Origin of the sequence: Arachidicoccus sp. BS20, from assembly GCF_001659705.1 — a bacterium.
GTDB lineage: Bacteria > Bacteroidota > Bacteroidia > Chitinophagales > Chitinophagaceae > Arachidicoccus.
Genome location: NZ_CP015971.1, coordinates 525389 through 541981 on the forward strand (window position 1 = coordinate 525389; position 16593 = coordinate 541981).

General features: G+C 36.1%; 15 protein-coding genes. 5 read left to right on the forward strand and 10 right to left on the reverse strand.

Going from position 1 to position 16593, the window contains the following annotated elements:
- Positions 1-9 precede the first annotated feature (9 nt).
- The 5 genes from A9P82_RS02450 to A9P82_RS02470 all read right to left on the reverse strand — a co-directional run bounded on the left by A9P82_RS02450 (position 10) and on the right by A9P82_RS02470 (position 8770).
- Entirely contained in the window at positions 10-999 is a 990-nt protein-coding gene (locus A9P82_RS02450; protein WP_082915181.1) for a DUF1735 domain-containing protein, read from the reverse strand.
- 31 nt (positions 1000-1030) lie between these two features.
- Positions 1031-2434 carry a RagB/SusD family nutrient uptake outer membrane protein gene (locus tag A9P82_RS02455; protein WP_197492219.1) on the reverse strand — a complete coding sequence of 468 codons (1404 nt, stop codon included), beginning with the start codon at positions 2432-2434 and terminating at the stop codon, positions 1031-1033.
- Positions 2435-2445: 11 nt separating this feature from the next.
- Positions 2446-6471 (reverse strand): TonB-dependent receptor plug domain-containing protein, encoded by a 4026-nt coding sequence (locus A9P82_RS02460; protein ID WP_197492220.1) that lies wholly within the window; start codon positions 6469-6471, stop codon positions 2446-2448.
- A gap of 245 nt (positions 6472-6716) precedes the next feature.
- Positions 6717-7883, reverse strand: a complete 1167-nt coding sequence (locus A9P82_RS02465; RefSeq protein ID WP_066203863.1) for a FecR family protein — start codon at positions 7881-7883, stop codon at positions 6717-6719.
- Between the two features lie 260 nt (positions 7884-8143).
- The gene (locus A9P82_RS02470) at positions 8144-8770 is read right to left on the reverse strand and encodes an RNA polymerase sigma factor (protein ID WP_066203865.1); all 627 of its coding nucleotides are present in this window, start codon (positions 8768-8770) and stop codon (positions 8144-8146) included.
- A 148-nt stretch (positions 8771-8918) separates the two neighbouring features.
- Between A9P82_RS02470 and A9P82_RS02475 the strand changes: the two genes are divergently transcribed.
- Positions 8919-9848 carry a zinc ribbon domain-containing protein gene (locus A9P82_RS02475; protein ID WP_156522585.1) on the forward strand — a complete coding sequence of 310 codons (930 nt, stop codon included), beginning with the start codon at positions 8919-8921 and terminating at the stop codon, positions 9846-9848.
- A 188-nt stretch (positions 9849-10036) separates the two neighbouring features.
- On the opposite strand, the gene A9P82_RS02480 is transcribed toward A9P82_RS02475, so the two are convergent.
- The 5 genes from A9P82_RS02480 to A9P82_RS02500 form a co-directional block, all read right to left on the reverse strand.
- Entirely contained in the window at positions 10037-10933 is an 897-nt protein-coding gene (locus tag A9P82_RS02480) for a hypothetical protein (protein ID WP_066203870.1), read from the reverse strand.
- A gap of 94 nt (positions 10934-11027) precedes the next feature.
- Positions 11028-11963: a DUF5677 domain-containing protein gene (locus A9P82_RS02485; RefSeq protein WP_066203873.1), complete on the reverse strand. Its 936-nt coding sequence runs from the start codon at positions 11961-11963 to the stop codon at positions 11028-11030.
- Between the two features lie 27 nt (positions 11964-11990).
- Entirely contained in the window at positions 11991-12821 is an 831-nt protein-coding gene (locus A9P82_RS02490) for an AbiJ-NTD4 domain-containing protein (RefSeq protein WP_066203875.1), read from the reverse strand.
- Between the two features lie 43 nt (positions 12822-12864).
- Positions 12865-13803, reverse strand: coding sequence for a nucleotidyl transferase AbiEii/AbiGii toxin family protein (locus tag A9P82_RS02495; protein ID WP_066203878.1), 939 nt, complete (start codon positions 13801-13803; stop codon positions 12865-12867).
- Positions 13790-14227: a DUF6088 family protein gene (locus tag A9P82_RS02500; RefSeq protein ID WP_197492222.1), complete on the reverse strand. Its 438-nt coding sequence runs from the start codon at positions 14225-14227 to the stop codon at positions 13790-13792. The genes A9P82_RS02495 and A9P82_RS02500 overlap by 14 nt, the downstream gene beginning before the upstream one ends.
- A gap of 324 nt (positions 14228-14551) precedes the next feature.
- Between A9P82_RS02500 and A9P82_RS02505 the strand changes: the two genes are divergently transcribed.
- Genes A9P82_RS02505 through A9P82_RS02520 form a run of 4 tightly spaced genes read left to right on the forward strand, consistent with a single transcriptional unit; the run spans position 14552 to position 16362 of the window.
- Positions 14552-14752: a hypothetical protein gene (locus A9P82_RS02505; RefSeq protein ID WP_066203886.1), complete on the forward strand. Its 201-nt coding sequence runs from the start codon at positions 14552-14554 to the stop codon at positions 14750-14752.
- Positions 14749-15252, forward strand: a complete 504-nt coding sequence (locus tag A9P82_RS02510) for a hypothetical protein (RefSeq protein ID WP_066203888.1) — start codon at positions 14749-14751, stop codon at positions 15250-15252. The genes A9P82_RS02505 and A9P82_RS02510 overlap by 4 nt, the downstream gene beginning before the upstream one ends.
- Position 15253: 1 nt before the next feature.
- Entirely contained in the window at positions 15254-15538 is a 285-nt protein-coding gene (locus A9P82_RS02515; protein ID WP_066203891.1) for a hypothetical protein, read from the forward strand.
- A gap of 29 nt (positions 15539-15567) precedes the next feature.
- A complete protein-coding gene (locus A9P82_RS02520) occupies positions 15568-16362 on the forward strand; it encodes a hypothetical protein (protein ID WP_066203894.1) in 795 nt (264 codons plus the stop codon).
- The last annotated feature ends 231 nt before the right edge of the window (positions 16363-16593 follow it).

Genomic DNA, 16593 nt, shown 5'->3' on the forward strand with positions numbered 1-16593 from the left:
GTATTTAGTTTAAAAAGTAAAAAAGCTGATGTAAAAGATTCCTCCATTACCTAATACAGGAACTGAATTATCGGTATCGCTACTTTGCTTCAGTTTTACGACAAGCAAATAAGTCGTAAATGATTGAAATAAAGATTTGTTTGTAATTTTTAATTGAATATTATCGGACGCTGTAAGAGCTCCTGCAGGTATTGTATAATCTTTTTGCGAAATAGAAAAAGAACCGTCAGGGAAAGGCACATCATAAGCATTGAATGCATTAACAGAAGCCGTATCATTATAGGCTTCGACTGAAACTTTCAAGTCTTTTTGAGGAAATTTAGCATTCAACTGTATATTGAAATCATATTCATCCGCAATATCTGCACCGAAATAATCAAAGAAATATCCTCCTTTGTATGGAATTGGAGTTACTCCTTGTACCGCATCTATAGTATCGATTAATACGCCCAAATTAATTTTATGTATCCTCATTTTAAAAAACACGATGGAAGATTTTAATGCCGTTCCATTTTTGTCTTTTAGTTTTATCGGAACCAGGTACATTGCACTATCTTTAAGTTGCGAACCATCGAGTAGCGTTGCATACAATGAATCAACAGGCGTTGTTGCTCCTGAACTAATAGCAAATGCCCCATTATTAGAAGCCCCGAAAGCGCCATCGGGAATGGCAGCATTGTTTTCTTGATAAAGCTGATTGTATGATTCAACTAAAGCCGGTTCTACCGTCGCAAAAACGGTATCTGCGCTACCCGCTCCTTTTTCTAAACTTATGGGAACACCTATAAAGTCGGGAGTAAAATGGTACACAGTTCCATTAAGTGTTATAGCATTTCCGTTTTCAATATAAGAAGTTTGCAGTCCTCCCGCGTCCTTTGCAACCGTATCCAAACTGCTTAGCTCCTTTGTGCAGGAAAAGGAAAATAACAGCCCCAAAACAGACAACGTCAATAATGTGTTGTAGGTATTTATTTTCTTTAGAATTCTATTAAAGTACATATTGATGATTTAGTTTCTTTAAAATAATTTACTATCTCGGGTTTTGAACTATGTTCGGATTGTTTGCGATAATGGATGAAGAAAACGGAACTAAGTATTTGTTATCGCCTGGTGGCAAAGAGTCACTGATACTGGAAAAGGACAAATGACCATAGGTAACTGTTGCATATCTGTAAATGGTCTTTTTCAAAGAAGGGTCATTATTATATCTTTTCAAATCGAAAAGCCTTAGACCTCCGTGCATAAATAATTCACGCCTCCTTTCAGATAAGACATAACTCAAAATATTGGATGCATTATAAATACGATTATCGGCGGCGCCTGTTTGAAGTCTATTGTTTCTTATATTTTTGATGATGGCTTCTGCTCCACTCACATCTCCCTTACGCGCGAGGCATTCAGCTTTTATGAGCATTGTTTCCGGCACACTAACACTATTGTCCATAACAATGGTCGCATTGCCTGAGAGTATTGCTGTGTTAAAGTTTCCGTATGTAAAATTTTTAGAATAACGAAGGTCGTCATCTCCAAGACTATCCACAAGTTCGTCGCTCAAGCTATAACCAAACCCGTAAAACGCCGCCGGATAACCTTGGTCATAACTCACATGTCCAAATAATACTTCCGGATTGTTTCTTAAATCATATAATTGAGTAGGTTGGACATAAGCAGTATTATAGCTTAAAAGTGTGCTTGCCAAATTCAACGAAGAATCTGCATAAATTTCGGCAGAATCGTATTGCGCTTCATACAAATACGCCCTTGCCAGCAATGTATAACCTGCTGCTTTCCCCGGATGAAGTATGTTTGCGCCCTTTGCTTGTAAATAAGGATTATCAACAGCTTTACTAAGGTCTGAGATTACTTGAGCATATACTTGGGCTACAGTCGCACGCGAAGGGTCATTTGTCGCATTAGGAACCGTAATTAATGGTACTGCCAAATCTACAGAAGCTGTACCTTTATTATAAGCCTTGCCATAAATATTTGCAAGTTGCAGGTAAAGCCACGCGCGATTGATTAATGCTTCAGATGTTACATTTGCACTATTGGCGAGCGTATTCAAACTGTCTTTAGGAGCATCATTTATCCTGCTTAATATAATATTCATTTGCAGGATTCTTGTATAAGAAGAATTATATATTATGTCAGTATCTCCCGGATTCCAAAAAGTACTATCCCATGAATAAACACGCGTGTAAATATTATTTACGCCAGTAAGATAAGAAGACGATATATTAATGTCGTCTGTCATCATATCCGTTAAAAAGAAATATCCGGTACCTAATGAATCACTGTTCAGCATCTCGGTAAAATCCTTAATGGTCGCAGGATTCACACTTGCTGTAGAAGGGTTTATATCCAGGAACTTTTTACAGGAGGCGAATATTGCCATAATGGTTAAAGCCGAAAAAAGAAGTTTGAATATTTTCATTTTCATTTTATTTAAAAGCCTATATTAATGTTACATACATACTGGCGAGCAATCGGTAAACCTATTTTTCCGTTTCCGCCTATTGTTGATGGGTCTATATGATATTTATTCTTTGTCCATATTGCAGGATTTTCTGCAGATAGTGTAATCTGAAATGAATTGATGCCAAAGTGCCTCTTCAAAAATACTGCCTTAGGCATCCACCCTATCATTACTTCCTGCAACCGTATATTATCTGCCGAGAGAATACTATTGCTGGAGTTTTGAATTACAAATGACCTGTAAGTGCCACCTCCGCTATTTATTATTTTTGCAATATCTGTATGATTTTCATCACCGGGTTTTTGCCACCTGTCTTTTGTCCATACACTTCTGTCATTTATTTGATCCATCGCAGGCAGGTACATTCTCATGACATAATCCCAATTAAAGACCAAAGAAATCCGGGCAAAGAATTGCTTGTAATTAAATTCTTGTATAAAACCACCTGTCCATGGTGCAGATGTTACACCACTATAGACCATTGCATTTGAAAGCGTGGCGCTATCAAGCGTTGAAGTTTTATTTCCTTTTGCATCGTACACTTGAGGTTCGCCCTCATCATTAAGACCTGCCCACTTGAAACTCCAGATATTACTTGTACCGTATCCACTACGGTATGTAGTCGGATAATTGCTGGTGGCGGAGAAAGCTGTATATGGAACTAATGAAGCGATGTTCTGATTATACGCCCCGTTTAAGGTAATAATATAATTGAACGACTTATTCTTTATTACCGTAGTTTTCAATAAGAACTCAATTCCTTTATTGATAATCGTACTATAAGTTACCTGCGAAGATAAACCTGTGGCAGGGTCACTATATGATGATGTATTGTTATTAAGATTAGAAGTCCTGTGATGATAATACCTTAAGTCCAACAAATAATCATCTTGCCTGAAGCCTAATGCAAAGTGCAACTCTTTATTTAAGTTACTTGGCGGCAATTCATTAAAAGTATTATTGAGGGCATTGCTGTAACTTCCGCCGGAGGCAACATTGGTGCCCATCATCAATCCTAATGCCTGATAAGGACTAATGTCTTCCCATAGACCATTAACAAGCAATGTACTTATACTTTTGTTATGGAAATAACTTTCATTGGCGATGTTGTAAGTAAATGCACCGTTGAACTGTTTTTGTCCTTCGGGAGATTTGGAGTATTTAGCATCTAAATTCAAATTTCCTTTCCTTAAATTTATCTGCAATTCAGCACTTACATAGCGTTGAGTATAACTTGTATCCGTTCCGGAATTTGCCAAATTGCCGGATAGCGTTCCGGTAGTGCCATCTGTTTTTAGTGTATTGTATGCTAAATCAAATATAAAACTACTATCCAGCAAATTGGTCGAAAGTTTTTGATAAACATTGAGTGTTTTTTGTCCCTTTTGTTGTGTAGGATTAAGACCGTTTACCCAAATAGTATAGTTTCCCCAATCGGACGATTGCAAGTAGCGCTGACTACTGTAACCTACAAGCAAATCCGGCATCTTCATACCTTCAAATCCGGCGGAAGCAGAAAGGCTGTGAAAGAATCGTCCATGTGTGTCATTTTGGATAAGCAGTCCGCTTGCCTCCATATTGTAGTTTGACAATACCGAATAGGTGTTTTCCTGTCCATATACCGGATTTAAGGAATTGTTGATTGAACCTGTTATTGAGAACCTGTCGCCATAATTGTATCCTACAGCAGCATTCCAGTTAAGGCTTCTGCTTGCAGTACTGTCGCCATATTGTGCCGTCAACAATGAATACGGCGTAACAACTGCCGAATAACCGGGGAAAAGCTGGTTATAATTTTCAATAGAAACAGTAGGATCCGGCGATGGCAGGAAGACAGGGATGCCTGTTTTTGTTTTCGTATTATAACCGTAAATAGTAGATGCCGATGGCTTTCTGGCAATTACACTTGCTCCCCCCCCGCCAAACGACAAGTTGATTTTATTCAATCCGAAAGTTTTACTCCAGGATAAAGCAGACCTAACATTTAAATCGGAACTTTTTTGAACAGTTTCATTGAATATATTGCCGTAAGGCAAATAATACACTAGTGACCCGTTTTCCAACTCAGCGTAATTATCCACTTTTCTTCTTACATAACTTGACTGTTTATCATAAAACAAATCCGTCGTAGTTTTTTTGCCAGTATATATTACAGAGGCAGCCCATTTAAACCCAGCCGGCAAGTCCCAATTCATTCTGAAATTGGACTGTAACTGCTTTAAATCACTCGTATTTTTATTAACACGCGCATCTTGTAAAATATTTATACCATAATTCTTATACCCGTAAGATTGAATAAGGTCATTGGCACTCTGGTTCAAATCGCTATTATCATATACATAATTTCCATTAGCGTCAACTAAAAGTTGATACGGCTCCAAAGTATTGTTTGGATCAAAAGAATACCCGGTCCTGCTCTTTGCGTCGCTGTAATTTATAAGCCAGTTAATCTTTAGGTTATTGTTTAACAGATTGAACTGATTATTCAGTTTTAATCCAACAGTTTTACTGCTACTTTTCAAAGCGTTTGAAGGGCTTGATGAATAACTGCCAATTGCAATAAATTTATAATTCAGATTTCCACCTGTTACACTGAGTATATGATTTTGCAAGAAAGCATTTTGCTGCAAAAGCCCCATTTGGCTTTCATTATCAATTGCTTTGAGAGAATCCCATGAATTGTTAAATTGATCGTCGGTAATCGTACTGTTTGCATGGTCGACCAACAATCTCAAAGCTGGCGACAGATTGTATGACTTAGGATTATATCTGGTTTTGCCGCCGGTACTGTCAAAGAAATTCTTCACATAATCTAAGTAATCAGATGTATTACTCAGCATTAATTTTTTTTCGCTAAACTTTGGTGCAGGTTGGTAATAAAAACTTGTTGTATAATTAAACTTAGGAGTACCGCCTTGCGCCGATTTTGTTTTAATATAAATAATTCCCCCTGCTGCACTTGCCCCCCATTTGACTAATTCTTTAGGGTCCCTTATTACTTCAACCGATTCAACATCTGCCATCGGATAATCTGCCGGGAAATTATCTTGTGGGAAACCATCAATTACGATAAGCATACTTGTAGTGCTGCTTGAGAAACTATTGGCGCCGCGCAATTGAGGGATCAGTGTATTACCAAATACGGTGGTTGTTATCAATTTATATAGTACCACCCCGCCAACTGAAGTGTAGGCATTCGGATCTTTTAAGAGCGCATTGACAATGGCTTGCCCCTGCTGTTTTCCTTTTGCTGCATAAAAATCATCCAATGACATTGTTATATAATTATCTACATTTATTGTCGTTCCGGGGTCATAATGCTGATGTACTTCGATTCCTGTTACTTGTTTGGAGCTGGAATTAGAAATCTGCAAGGTTAAACCCGGTATTGTTCCTTGTAAAACCTGTCCCAGATTCATATATCTGCGGTTGTCCAGGTTTACAAACTTAGTCGGGTCTTTTTTTTCAGAAACAGACTCGACCGTTACACTATCAAGATTCTGTGCTTCATATGCCATTTTGATAAAAAATTGACTTGACACGCCTGAGTATTTGATTTTTTGAGGTACGAAGCCGTCTCCATAACAAATAATAGAGCCCTCCTGTTGTACAGGCAGTGAAAATGAGCCGTTCTTGTTAGTGTAGGTATAAGCATGTGTTTGTGCTTCCATAATCACAAGGTGGTCAATAGGTGTACCGGCTTCACTTACTACATTGCCTTTTAATATATTATCTGATTGTACAGTCGCTATATTTTCATTGCGGGCTGGGGATGATACATCATTGTTTTTTGCGACGGCTTTAGAAGTTATTACGATAGTTCGGTTGGTAATTGCACAATGGTAAGGCAAGTCGCTGAACAATTGTTTCAAAGCTGCTTCAATGGGCATATCCGTAACGCTCATAGATGTTGAAACATAGTCCAGCCCAATAGACCTGTTGTAAAAATAACCATAACCGGTTTGCTCTTTGATATCGTTTAAAATTGTTAACACTTTCTGGTTTTTAGCCCTGATTGTAACATTTTGAGCTTTTGCGTAATTAGTAAAAGCAATTATGATGAAGCATAATGCAAGCATAGCAGCTCTTCTCACAAGAGAATGCAGAAGTGTAGTGCGATTGGGGCAAAAAAAATCCCTATATCGCTTTTGGCGATTTACAAAACATAGAATCATAGAGGGAATAGTTGAATTACTTAATTAATAATTATAGATACAATATCAATCCATTGATAAAATGATTATTTCATTACAGTTAATATTTTATTTTTCAAACTAAAATGGATGCCGCTTAACTCCAATACTTTTAATACTTCAGACAGGTTCTGGTTCATTGGCACAAATCCATTAAACTGCATTTGCTTATCCACTCCTTTATCATATACCACCTGAATGTTATACCAACGTTGTATTTGAAGCATTATATCTTCAAGCGAAAGATTTTCAAAATTAAATTCACGCTTCATCCATAAGATTGCATCTGAAGCCTTGACCTGCTTTACACTTATTTCGGCGCTGCCTATTGGACTTACCACTGCTTCGTTCGGAAGAATGGTTTGCAAATTACTGCCCGATTGCATTGCGATTTTTCCCTGTAGCAATGTTGCGATAATGTTTCCCTTGTCGCCATATGCATTTACATCGAAGTGTGTACCTAAAACTTTGATGCTTTTACCTTCGGTTTCAACTATAAAAGGGATATCTTTTTTCAAATGATTTATTTCAAAATAAGCTTCGCCTTTTAAGGTTACCTTTCTCTCGTTTGCTGCAAAAGAAACCGGATATTTTAATTCAGAAACTGCATTTAACCACACGGTGCTATGGTCGGGAAGCTCTATCTGGTACTGACGACCGGTATCTGTCGTAGCAGTATTTATGATGTCTCCGGCTGCTTTTCCTTCATATACAAGCCTGTTGTCTTTTTTATATACCTTGACACCATTTTGTTCAGAAATCAGTCCGTCCTTTACCGAGTCTAATAAAATTTGTTTGCCGTTATTTAGCGTTAAAATTAATCCGCTTCTTCCGGGCGTAACATCCGTAACCATTTTATTGTTATTCTTGCCATTGTCTTTTGTATAAAACCATATTCCGGAAACAATAATACCTATGGTAAATACAGCCGCAGCACTTAATCTGACTAACTTTTTGCGTAAATACCGCCCGTTTAACCGGCGATAATACAGCCTAAACTGGTTGCCTTCTGCATCAAGCTTATCGATTATTTTATCAAACAATTTTCTCTTATGTTCAGCTTTATTCGTCGCAAGATTTTCCGGTATTTTTACTTCATTATTCTGCACCCAATTATACCATCGTGAATACAATTCCGCTTCTTCATCGGAGATAGTTCCGTCAAGCCATTTTTTTTCAATATCGTAAAGTAATTTCCGATTCTTTTCTTTCATAAATTATCCCGCTTATTAATATAGTTCCATTTTTTACCTTTCTTACTGCATAAAATATAATATATTTTTTATTATCATATAAAAATCTATACAAAATAGATATATAAACTATGTGTAAATGAAGAAACACGATATATAAGACAGATTATGGCAACTGATAAATTATAAAATAGAAACATTAAATGTTGATGACATATAGTGTTGCACCGCAGATAAAATTAAAACGATATGAACTTTTAGTCCGAAATTCAAAAACACAATTACGGCAATATATTCTTGTTTGAAAAAAAATATCGGGAAAGAATATTGTGTAAAGGCTCTAAGTAAGATTCTATTGCATTGAGCAATTGTTCTTTCAAAGTTTTAACAGCCCTATATAAATGAGACTCAACAGTTCTTTGAGAGAGGTTCAGCATTTCGGAGATGTCTTTTGAAGAATAATCTTCCTCTTTATACATTTTATATATTAAACGACATTTCTCCGGGAGTTTTTTTACCAATTTCTCCAGCTTGAATTGCAGTTCAGAAAAGGTTATCATTTCGTGTGCCGTAAAATCATCGATTGAGGAATTATCAGAAGTTATCTGAACTTTTTTGTCTAATGCATCCTTAATTCGGACACGGGCTTTGATGATTTTGTATTTAAGAGCAGCAGCAAGAAAAGAATTCACAGTTTTATTGATAACAATCGTATGGCGTCTGTTCCATATCTCTATAAATAATTCTTGGACAATATCTTCTGCAATAAAACAATCCTTCAATTTATTGCATGCAACAACACACAACTTATCCCAAAACCTGTTATAGATTTCAGTGAATGCAACTTTATCATCATTCTTGATTAATTGGAATAAAATTTCGTCACTTTGATATATCCTTTCAGACATACACTTTGAAAATTTAATGAAATGTTAATCAAAATTAATAAAGTTTTTCTCTTTAACTAAATTATTTTTTTTGTAAGACTGCCACTGTTATTTTGCAAGTTGAGCATTGCGGTAAAATCTTTGTTCCCGGATATAAAAATGAAGAAAGTTGCTTTGTCAAGGGCAAGCACGAGCCCATTATATCAGAGAGTTTGTTTTAGTTTTGGACGGCAGAAAACGGCAATACAGGCCTAAAACCGTAACTAATCCGTCTTTCCCGTTACGGGGTTTCCTGACTTGTCCGGTATCTGACTGCGGCAAGGTACTTACGGGCAGTATGTCAAAGGGACGAAGCCGGTATTATCCATATTACCACTGCCCCAGATCTTGTGCGGTGAACGGCGGTCATTGCCGTCTGAGAGCGGAGAAAATGAATGACTGGTTTGTAAAGGAAATCAAAAAATATCTTCCCGAGCCTGAATTAGTGCCTGTCCATAAACACACTATTGTCGAATCGTGGCACGGCAAAACAGCAGACCGTCCAAATGAGAACAGAAAAATACAGAGGGAAATTAAAGAATTGGAACAACGCTTGTCTTACACAATGGAACTACTTTCCGGCAAACAAATAGCGCCCGAAGATTATCGAAAAATGAGCGATGACCTAAAAGATAAAATTGCTCGTTTAGCAGCAAAATTGTCCGCTATTAACGAAAATGAAAAAAATATCAGTGGTTTGCTGGATAAGGGGATAAGAAACCTGTTAAAACTGGAGGTAATATATGAAATGGGCGATATGGATAAAAAAAGGCGGGTCATTGGTTCGATCTTTCCGGAAAAATTCAGTTTTTCGGAATCCGGCGATCGAACCGGCAGGCTCAATGAAGCCATTCGCCTGATATACACGCTGGATAAGGATTTCAGCAAAAATAAAAATGGGACAAGTAAAAATTTTGATTACTTGTCCCGTCAAGTCGTCCTCTCTGGTGTTTTTACGAACAATTTTGTGCATGATTTAAAGAGGTTATCGGGACGACGTGAAATGTCTTTTGCTGTTAAATCAAAGCGGAAATACAGATATAAAGACCAATACAAATGATTTACGCATATTGTTGAACTAAATATTTTATTTCTCTAAAATATTGGCAACCTTAATTTTCAATCAAGACTTATCTGTTATCGTATCACGGCTTTTTAAAAGTTCGAACCATGATTAAATATATTATCAAGACTTTCCATTGACTACTCGAATGCAATTATTACAGTTCAGATTAATTTCAATCATATTCAGTTTTCTGCAAGAAATAATAAAGTTTTAGGCTCTTTGCTTTTAAGGTACACTTCAACAGTAATCCATTTACTAAATAACTCTGTTGGGCTATATTTAAAATATACTGATACTATTTCGTCAATTACAACATGAGATTCTACTAAATAAGAAGTACATAACCAGACCAAAGCATATAATTTGACTTCATCATGTGTTGTTACAGCAGAATGTGAACCATGTGCTAACCTCGAAAGTTCACTATACAAATAACCGCGTAATTTTGAATCAAAGGGATTAAATATACGTCGATATAATGCGTTCATACCATAATCTATTTTTTTATCTTTCAATAATGAATTGATTTCAGTATGCATAGACTTTATTTTTGCCAACACTTTGGATGGCTTTAAGGTACTAAACCAAAGCCTCTGGTATTCTTCTTCCACTATCCCACTGCCAGTATATTTTAGAAAAAAATCATAATCGAGAAGCGATGCATATAATTGTGATGAATATTCAATATAACTCCTAAATAAGATAAGTGCTTGTAAATGGTTGCCGCTCTTTAATAAAGCCATATAAGAATTTAAAGTATCACGTAACAATTTTGTTTGAATTGGCAGAAAATCTTTGGGTCTATTATCTTCTGCATCTTTAATCCAAAACCATACTTCCTTTAAATAAGAATGATTAATTCTATTTTCAATATCCCGATAAATTGAGTATGTAAGAAAATAAGGTACAGCAAAAACACCGAAATAATCTTGTGATTCTTTTACATATTTATAATCATTAATTGTAAAAGGAGCAAATTCTTTATTTGCCAGTATAGAACCTTGTCGGAAAGCATGATTAAGTTCATTAATTTCTAAAGCGATAAATTCATTTACTTCAATCCGATGATGTTGATTCATATAACTTAAAATTTATCCTTAAACGAAAAACTTTGTAGGATTAACAACCTACAATTATAATTATGTCATTGGTCAAAAATATTCGCCCTTATTTTCAGTCAATCTTCATCCCATGATTATTATTGTCTTTTAAGAATTGTTTCAATTCTGGATGAAGTTTAGCAATTTTTGTGTCTATAAAATCTTGTATAAATGTGGCGATAAAATATTGACTTCCTTCCGGCGGTTCCATATTGCAATCCAAATAATCAAGGTAATCGGTAGAGCTTATTAAAGACGATTCTGTCATTAGCAACACTACAAAGAAAAACGATAATGTATATGAAGCTCGAATAGTAATATTTTTCAAATGGGTTTCTAAATATTTGTTGTCTGCTGATACAACGTTTTGAATTGAAAAACGAGTACCGTTACTGTGGACATAATTGTTTAATCTTTTCCTCAATGTTTCCCAATATTCCTGCAACTTATAATCAGTAAGAATTTTGTCTATATCTTTATTTTGCTTGAGAACCTTCATATAGTTTTCAAATTCCAGTTTCTTTTTTATTGGTCTTGGCAATTCGTTTACTGTATTATTAAGCCATGCAGAAACAGCCTGCTCATCTTCTGATATGACATTATTAAATCTGAGATTTGAAAATAACTCTAAAAAATCAGCAGCATTTTTAACATTAAAATCTTTCTTTAAATCATCTTCAATAAAAGGCTTCCTTAGGTTGATTATATTAAGCATGTAAACATACAATATAAGTTCATCACGCAATTTCCTCATCAGAGTATTTGCATCAGCGAAACTCCCAATAGAACAGCAAAGTTTTATACTACGTAAGGTTTGTACAGAGCTGTCAAGTAAAGTTGTATCTAATGTGTAAACATTGCTATCGACAATCAAAGAAATAATACGACCATTATAGGAAACAAGCTCCGAGAAATCATTAAAAAAATCAATGAAGTAATCAAACTCGACTGAAAACTTTGTGTATTCTTCGGTATCAGCGATTTGCTTTTGCAAATTCTCAAAGCTCATAATTTAATATTTTTATCTTACGTTTTATCAAAACGGTAAATCAATATTATCAGTTTGCAGATTCTCAACATTAAGCTTTTTACCTAAATAAACCGCAATAGCTGATGTTACCTCAACTATTAATTCTGCTTCCAAATATTCAGGCTCTTGACCTTCTCTTAAATGCCTGCCTTGTTCGGAAGCAAACCCCCAAATTTTCGTAACCGCTTGGTCAAGTGGCGTTGGTATTGCACCGGGATATTTTTTCATTAAATCCCCAATAGTAGATTTTTTATCACCGATTATTTCTCTTGTTACACATTCTAAACAAGCAAGTGAATGTTGTATCGCTCCAGTTATATCAGGTGTTGGTCGTCTTGATAAATCATTAAGTGCTTCTTTAATTTCAGTTTTAGCGGTTTGGAGTTTTGCTGTTTCGAGAACAGACACAACATTTGTGATTGCAGTTTCAAATACTTCATCACCACGAGTTTCTATTTGCTCATCTACAATTTTCCAACCTATTCCATTGATAATAAAATACTCGTTTATTTCATTAGTAAATTCTTCTTTTTCATGACTATCAAGTTTTTGAATTATTGCTTCGATTATATCATAGACTGAATACCAATCACAGCTATCCAAATGTTCTTTTACTTCATTATAAATATTGGGGTATTGCGACCAATTATTTGTATCTGGTGGAATTTTCAAAACCCTCGTTGTTATAGCTCGTAAGTCAGATGGTTGTTTATTCAAATCATAGAAAGCCATGCTGATAAATCCTCGTAATCCTTCAGGAGCATCCTCTCTGATAGTTATTTCTTTCTCTTTAAAAGAACGTAATCCGTTTCGCTTTGAAAATATTTCTTTATTCATTTTGCTAACCAATTTTATTCATTCACATTTTCTTGCAAGACTGTTATTCCGAAATATACTTGCATAGAAGTTCAAATGTCGCTACTGTGTTGTCATATTCAGGCAAAGAGCCGATGGCGTAAGACATACCTTTTACAAAACGGTCATACTCGTCAGGATATTTTTTATCGTTTTTTAGAATATTCAGCACAATGTTGAACTTTTCTTTCATTTCAAGCCCTGCTATACTTTTGGCTCGATTATCATCTGCCTGAATAGTATATGTCAACAACGTTTTAAAATCAGGATAATTGATAACTGTATTGTTCAGAAAATATAAGTCGTGCAAATGTCTTACGATATTTCTATCATCGGGATTCTCAACATTGTTCTTAATATCTTCTTCTCTTTGCGGAATACGCCATAGCAAAGCGCTGAATTTATCAGTGGCTATTTCTATTGAATTAGTGCAAGCTATGTTCAACACTTCCGGCGATTTGTGGGACAATTCATTTACAAAAGAAGAAACAGAAAATACTTGTGCTTCTAAAAATAAATTACTCAATCTAAATTCAATCAACAGATGAGGACGTAAAGCGATTGATTGCGAAAATAAAGTCGGATAATCCAGTTCAACAGAAAAGAAATGATTACTGTCCTTTGCAGCGATTTTGTCATCGTCAATATTAAATTCTGTTTTTAAATGAGTGATAACTGCATTCTTAAAATCGGACAATATTTTCCTCTGTTGATTTTTGCTTTGTTCTTCGAGCAAATGGGTTTGTATTCTGAAATCAACGTCCTCAGAAAATCTTTGGATGATGTTATGTGCTTTAGATAAAGCTGTGCCGCCCGAAAATATAATGTCAAAACCGGGATAAGAAAATTCATGGACTTTCTTCAATACCTGCACCGCATACCAATCTTTCTCAACAAAAGCAGCGTTGATATTTTTTATCGCGGCTACTTCTTCCAACAGGTCTTTATCTTTAAACTCGTTCATAATAAATTGTGGCTTCCTTATAACCAATTTTACGGCTAAGCCTTGATTTTTCTATGCCAATCAGTCTGCCCGTGGGAATTTGAGTTGAACGTCCTTCCTGATAGTCTTTTTCTGCATTGGTCGGCAGTGTCTTTACGCCTAACTTTTGCAATGCTTCTTTTGCCAAAGCAGGAAGGGGCGCAACGGGAACAAGTTCGCCTGTGAGTTGCGAGGTCTTAGCTTTAGCATAGATACCATAGCCCAATTTTGCCAAATTTCCCTGTCGGGTAAGTTTAAGCAAAACTCTGCCTACTTGGTCATAACCGCCCAAATCTGCAAAATCTTCACGGATAAATACATTCGATTTCATCCTTTTTATTCTTGCCTTAATCTTATCTTCCAATGATTTGAAATTGCCCATTGTCATCAGTATTAAACTTTGCAAAAATACGACAATTTTTAATTACAAAAATACGACAATTATGAATTGTTTTCGCATTTAATCTTTGTACCTTTTTTGTTTAGAGATGTCAATTATGTATTCTGAATTTATCAATACTTCTCTTTTTGTATTAAATTCCCATAATTTTAATTTGCATCCGTAATTTCTTCTTCGCAACCACAGAAAAGTAGTGATTATTTGCTTTCAGACTAAGGTGAAACAATAAAGAAATTCTACAATATCAGTAGCTTTGTAAATACCCTAAGCTAAATATTTGAACACCTTGTCATTAAAATTATTAATATATCTTTTAATCCTAACAATAAAATGATTGAACAGCTAATTGCGGAGTTTACCCAGAAAATGACTTATGAGCGAATAAGTGGCAGCACGGCTCATGAAATCGAATTACAAAAGAGTTACATAGAAATACTAAATTATATCATTAGTGATTTAACATCGGCGATACGCGGAAGATACATATCGAAGGCGGCAGCCTGGCTTACCGGCAGAACCGTTATACGTTGAAAGAAGGATATAACCTTTTATCGGGTAGGCCGGTACATAAACAGCTCGTAAGCAAAGAAGGCCGTCCTTTTGAGGCATGGGTCAAGCTGGATATGAAAAGCAAACTGGCAAACGGCAATTATGAAACTAATTTCTTTACGGATAAATACGGATTCAGCCTGGAAAAGACTTTAAAGGAATATCCGATTAAAGAATTGAGTAACACTAAATACACTATATCCTTAATAGAATCCCTGCACAGGGGCAATTTGCAGTCGGCAACATTTGTACAAAAAGATGGAACGGAAGAAAAGTTATTTATTTCCCCGAATATTAAAATGAGTTCGCTGAATGTCTATGACGAAAACAAAAAGTTGATCCCTGTACAGCAACTGGTAGAAACAAATCTTATCTCCAAAGATTCGGGTGAGCGTTTACTTCAATCTGAAAAGCAAAGACAAGAACAAAAGCAGGATATAACCGACGAACATAAGCAAAAGCATAAACAAAAAATCAGTTGAGATGGAGACGGCATCTTTCGCTTTATTGAACAAAGTGCAGGAAGACCTTCGGGTCGGCCCTGCACATATTTCGTTGATGGCGGCGATATTGAAATTGAATGAGGAACAGTCAAAAGGTTATTCCGTCCAGGTAACAGGCAGGATACTCCGCGGTATCGCCCATATCGGCGGCAAGGCGGCTTATTATCGCTATCTGTCGGACTTGCAGCGTTTCGGGTATATCAAGTATGTGCCGTTTTACAATCATAAGCGGGTGGGAAGAATTGAAATTTTAGTAAAAGCGTAAAAGATTAGTGAAGTTTTAAAATGTAGGAAATGTCAGTTAATAAAAATAAGCAGGCGGTCATCGTTCAGTTAAAAAAAGACCGGCGCGCCGGTGCGAGATGGTGTGCGTTTAAAAATATGGCACGTATCCGTACGGAAGAAATAAAATGTTTCCACTCGTATATACAGGCGGCAAAGTTTTGTGAAACGGAGAACAAAAAAAGTAACGGAGTGTATAAAATCTGTGTTATTACGGATTTGCTGAACAGATTACAGTCGTACCCTGTAAAAGGCAAGCGAAGAATACCAACGGAAATAGCAAAGGCGATGCTTTGCAAAAAATACCCGCCCCTTTCTTTTCCGCTTTATATGGAGCATCAGCCTTGCGTTCCGGCGGACAGGTATTTCCCGGTTGTTTGGTACAGGGTTGTCAATCCGTTGGCGGATATTCCGCTGTGGCGGGTTTTGTTATCGGGTAATCGGAATACGGTTGTATTCGGCAGTAAAGATTACTGTTCGGTATTGGACTATTTTATGAAACGCTGCAGCGAGGTCGATATGGCGGACAGCAGGGAGGAATTGAAATTGCAGGCAAGGATACACGATGCTTCTTTTGACAGGTATTTGGAACTGTACCGTTTTTATTACCATACAAGGCGCGGTTGTTATATGCTGGGTAAGAAGATAGAGGGAACAAAACCGTTTCTTTTACCGGTTACTTATTTTGCCAAATACAATCAAAGATTAAAGCGGTTGGAGTTTTTTGATGAATGCCTGAAAAAAATCGTTTCGGGAAAAATAATCGGAGAAATGAACGTGCAGTATTATGATACCGGTTGTTATTAAATGGTGAGCATCGCATTTCAAAAGGAATAATAAAAATCAATTGTTTATTTACAACAGGCCCATAATGGGCTTGTTTTATTAAAGGTAGTTGTGAGGATGGAAAATGAGGAGAAGAAAAAGATTACCCCTGAAAAAGCGTTAGAAGTATTGAAGGCGGATGGTCTGGACGTAACATTGGAACAAGCCGAAAAAATTTTGGAAATTATGCGTAAATTAGCCAATATAGCCATC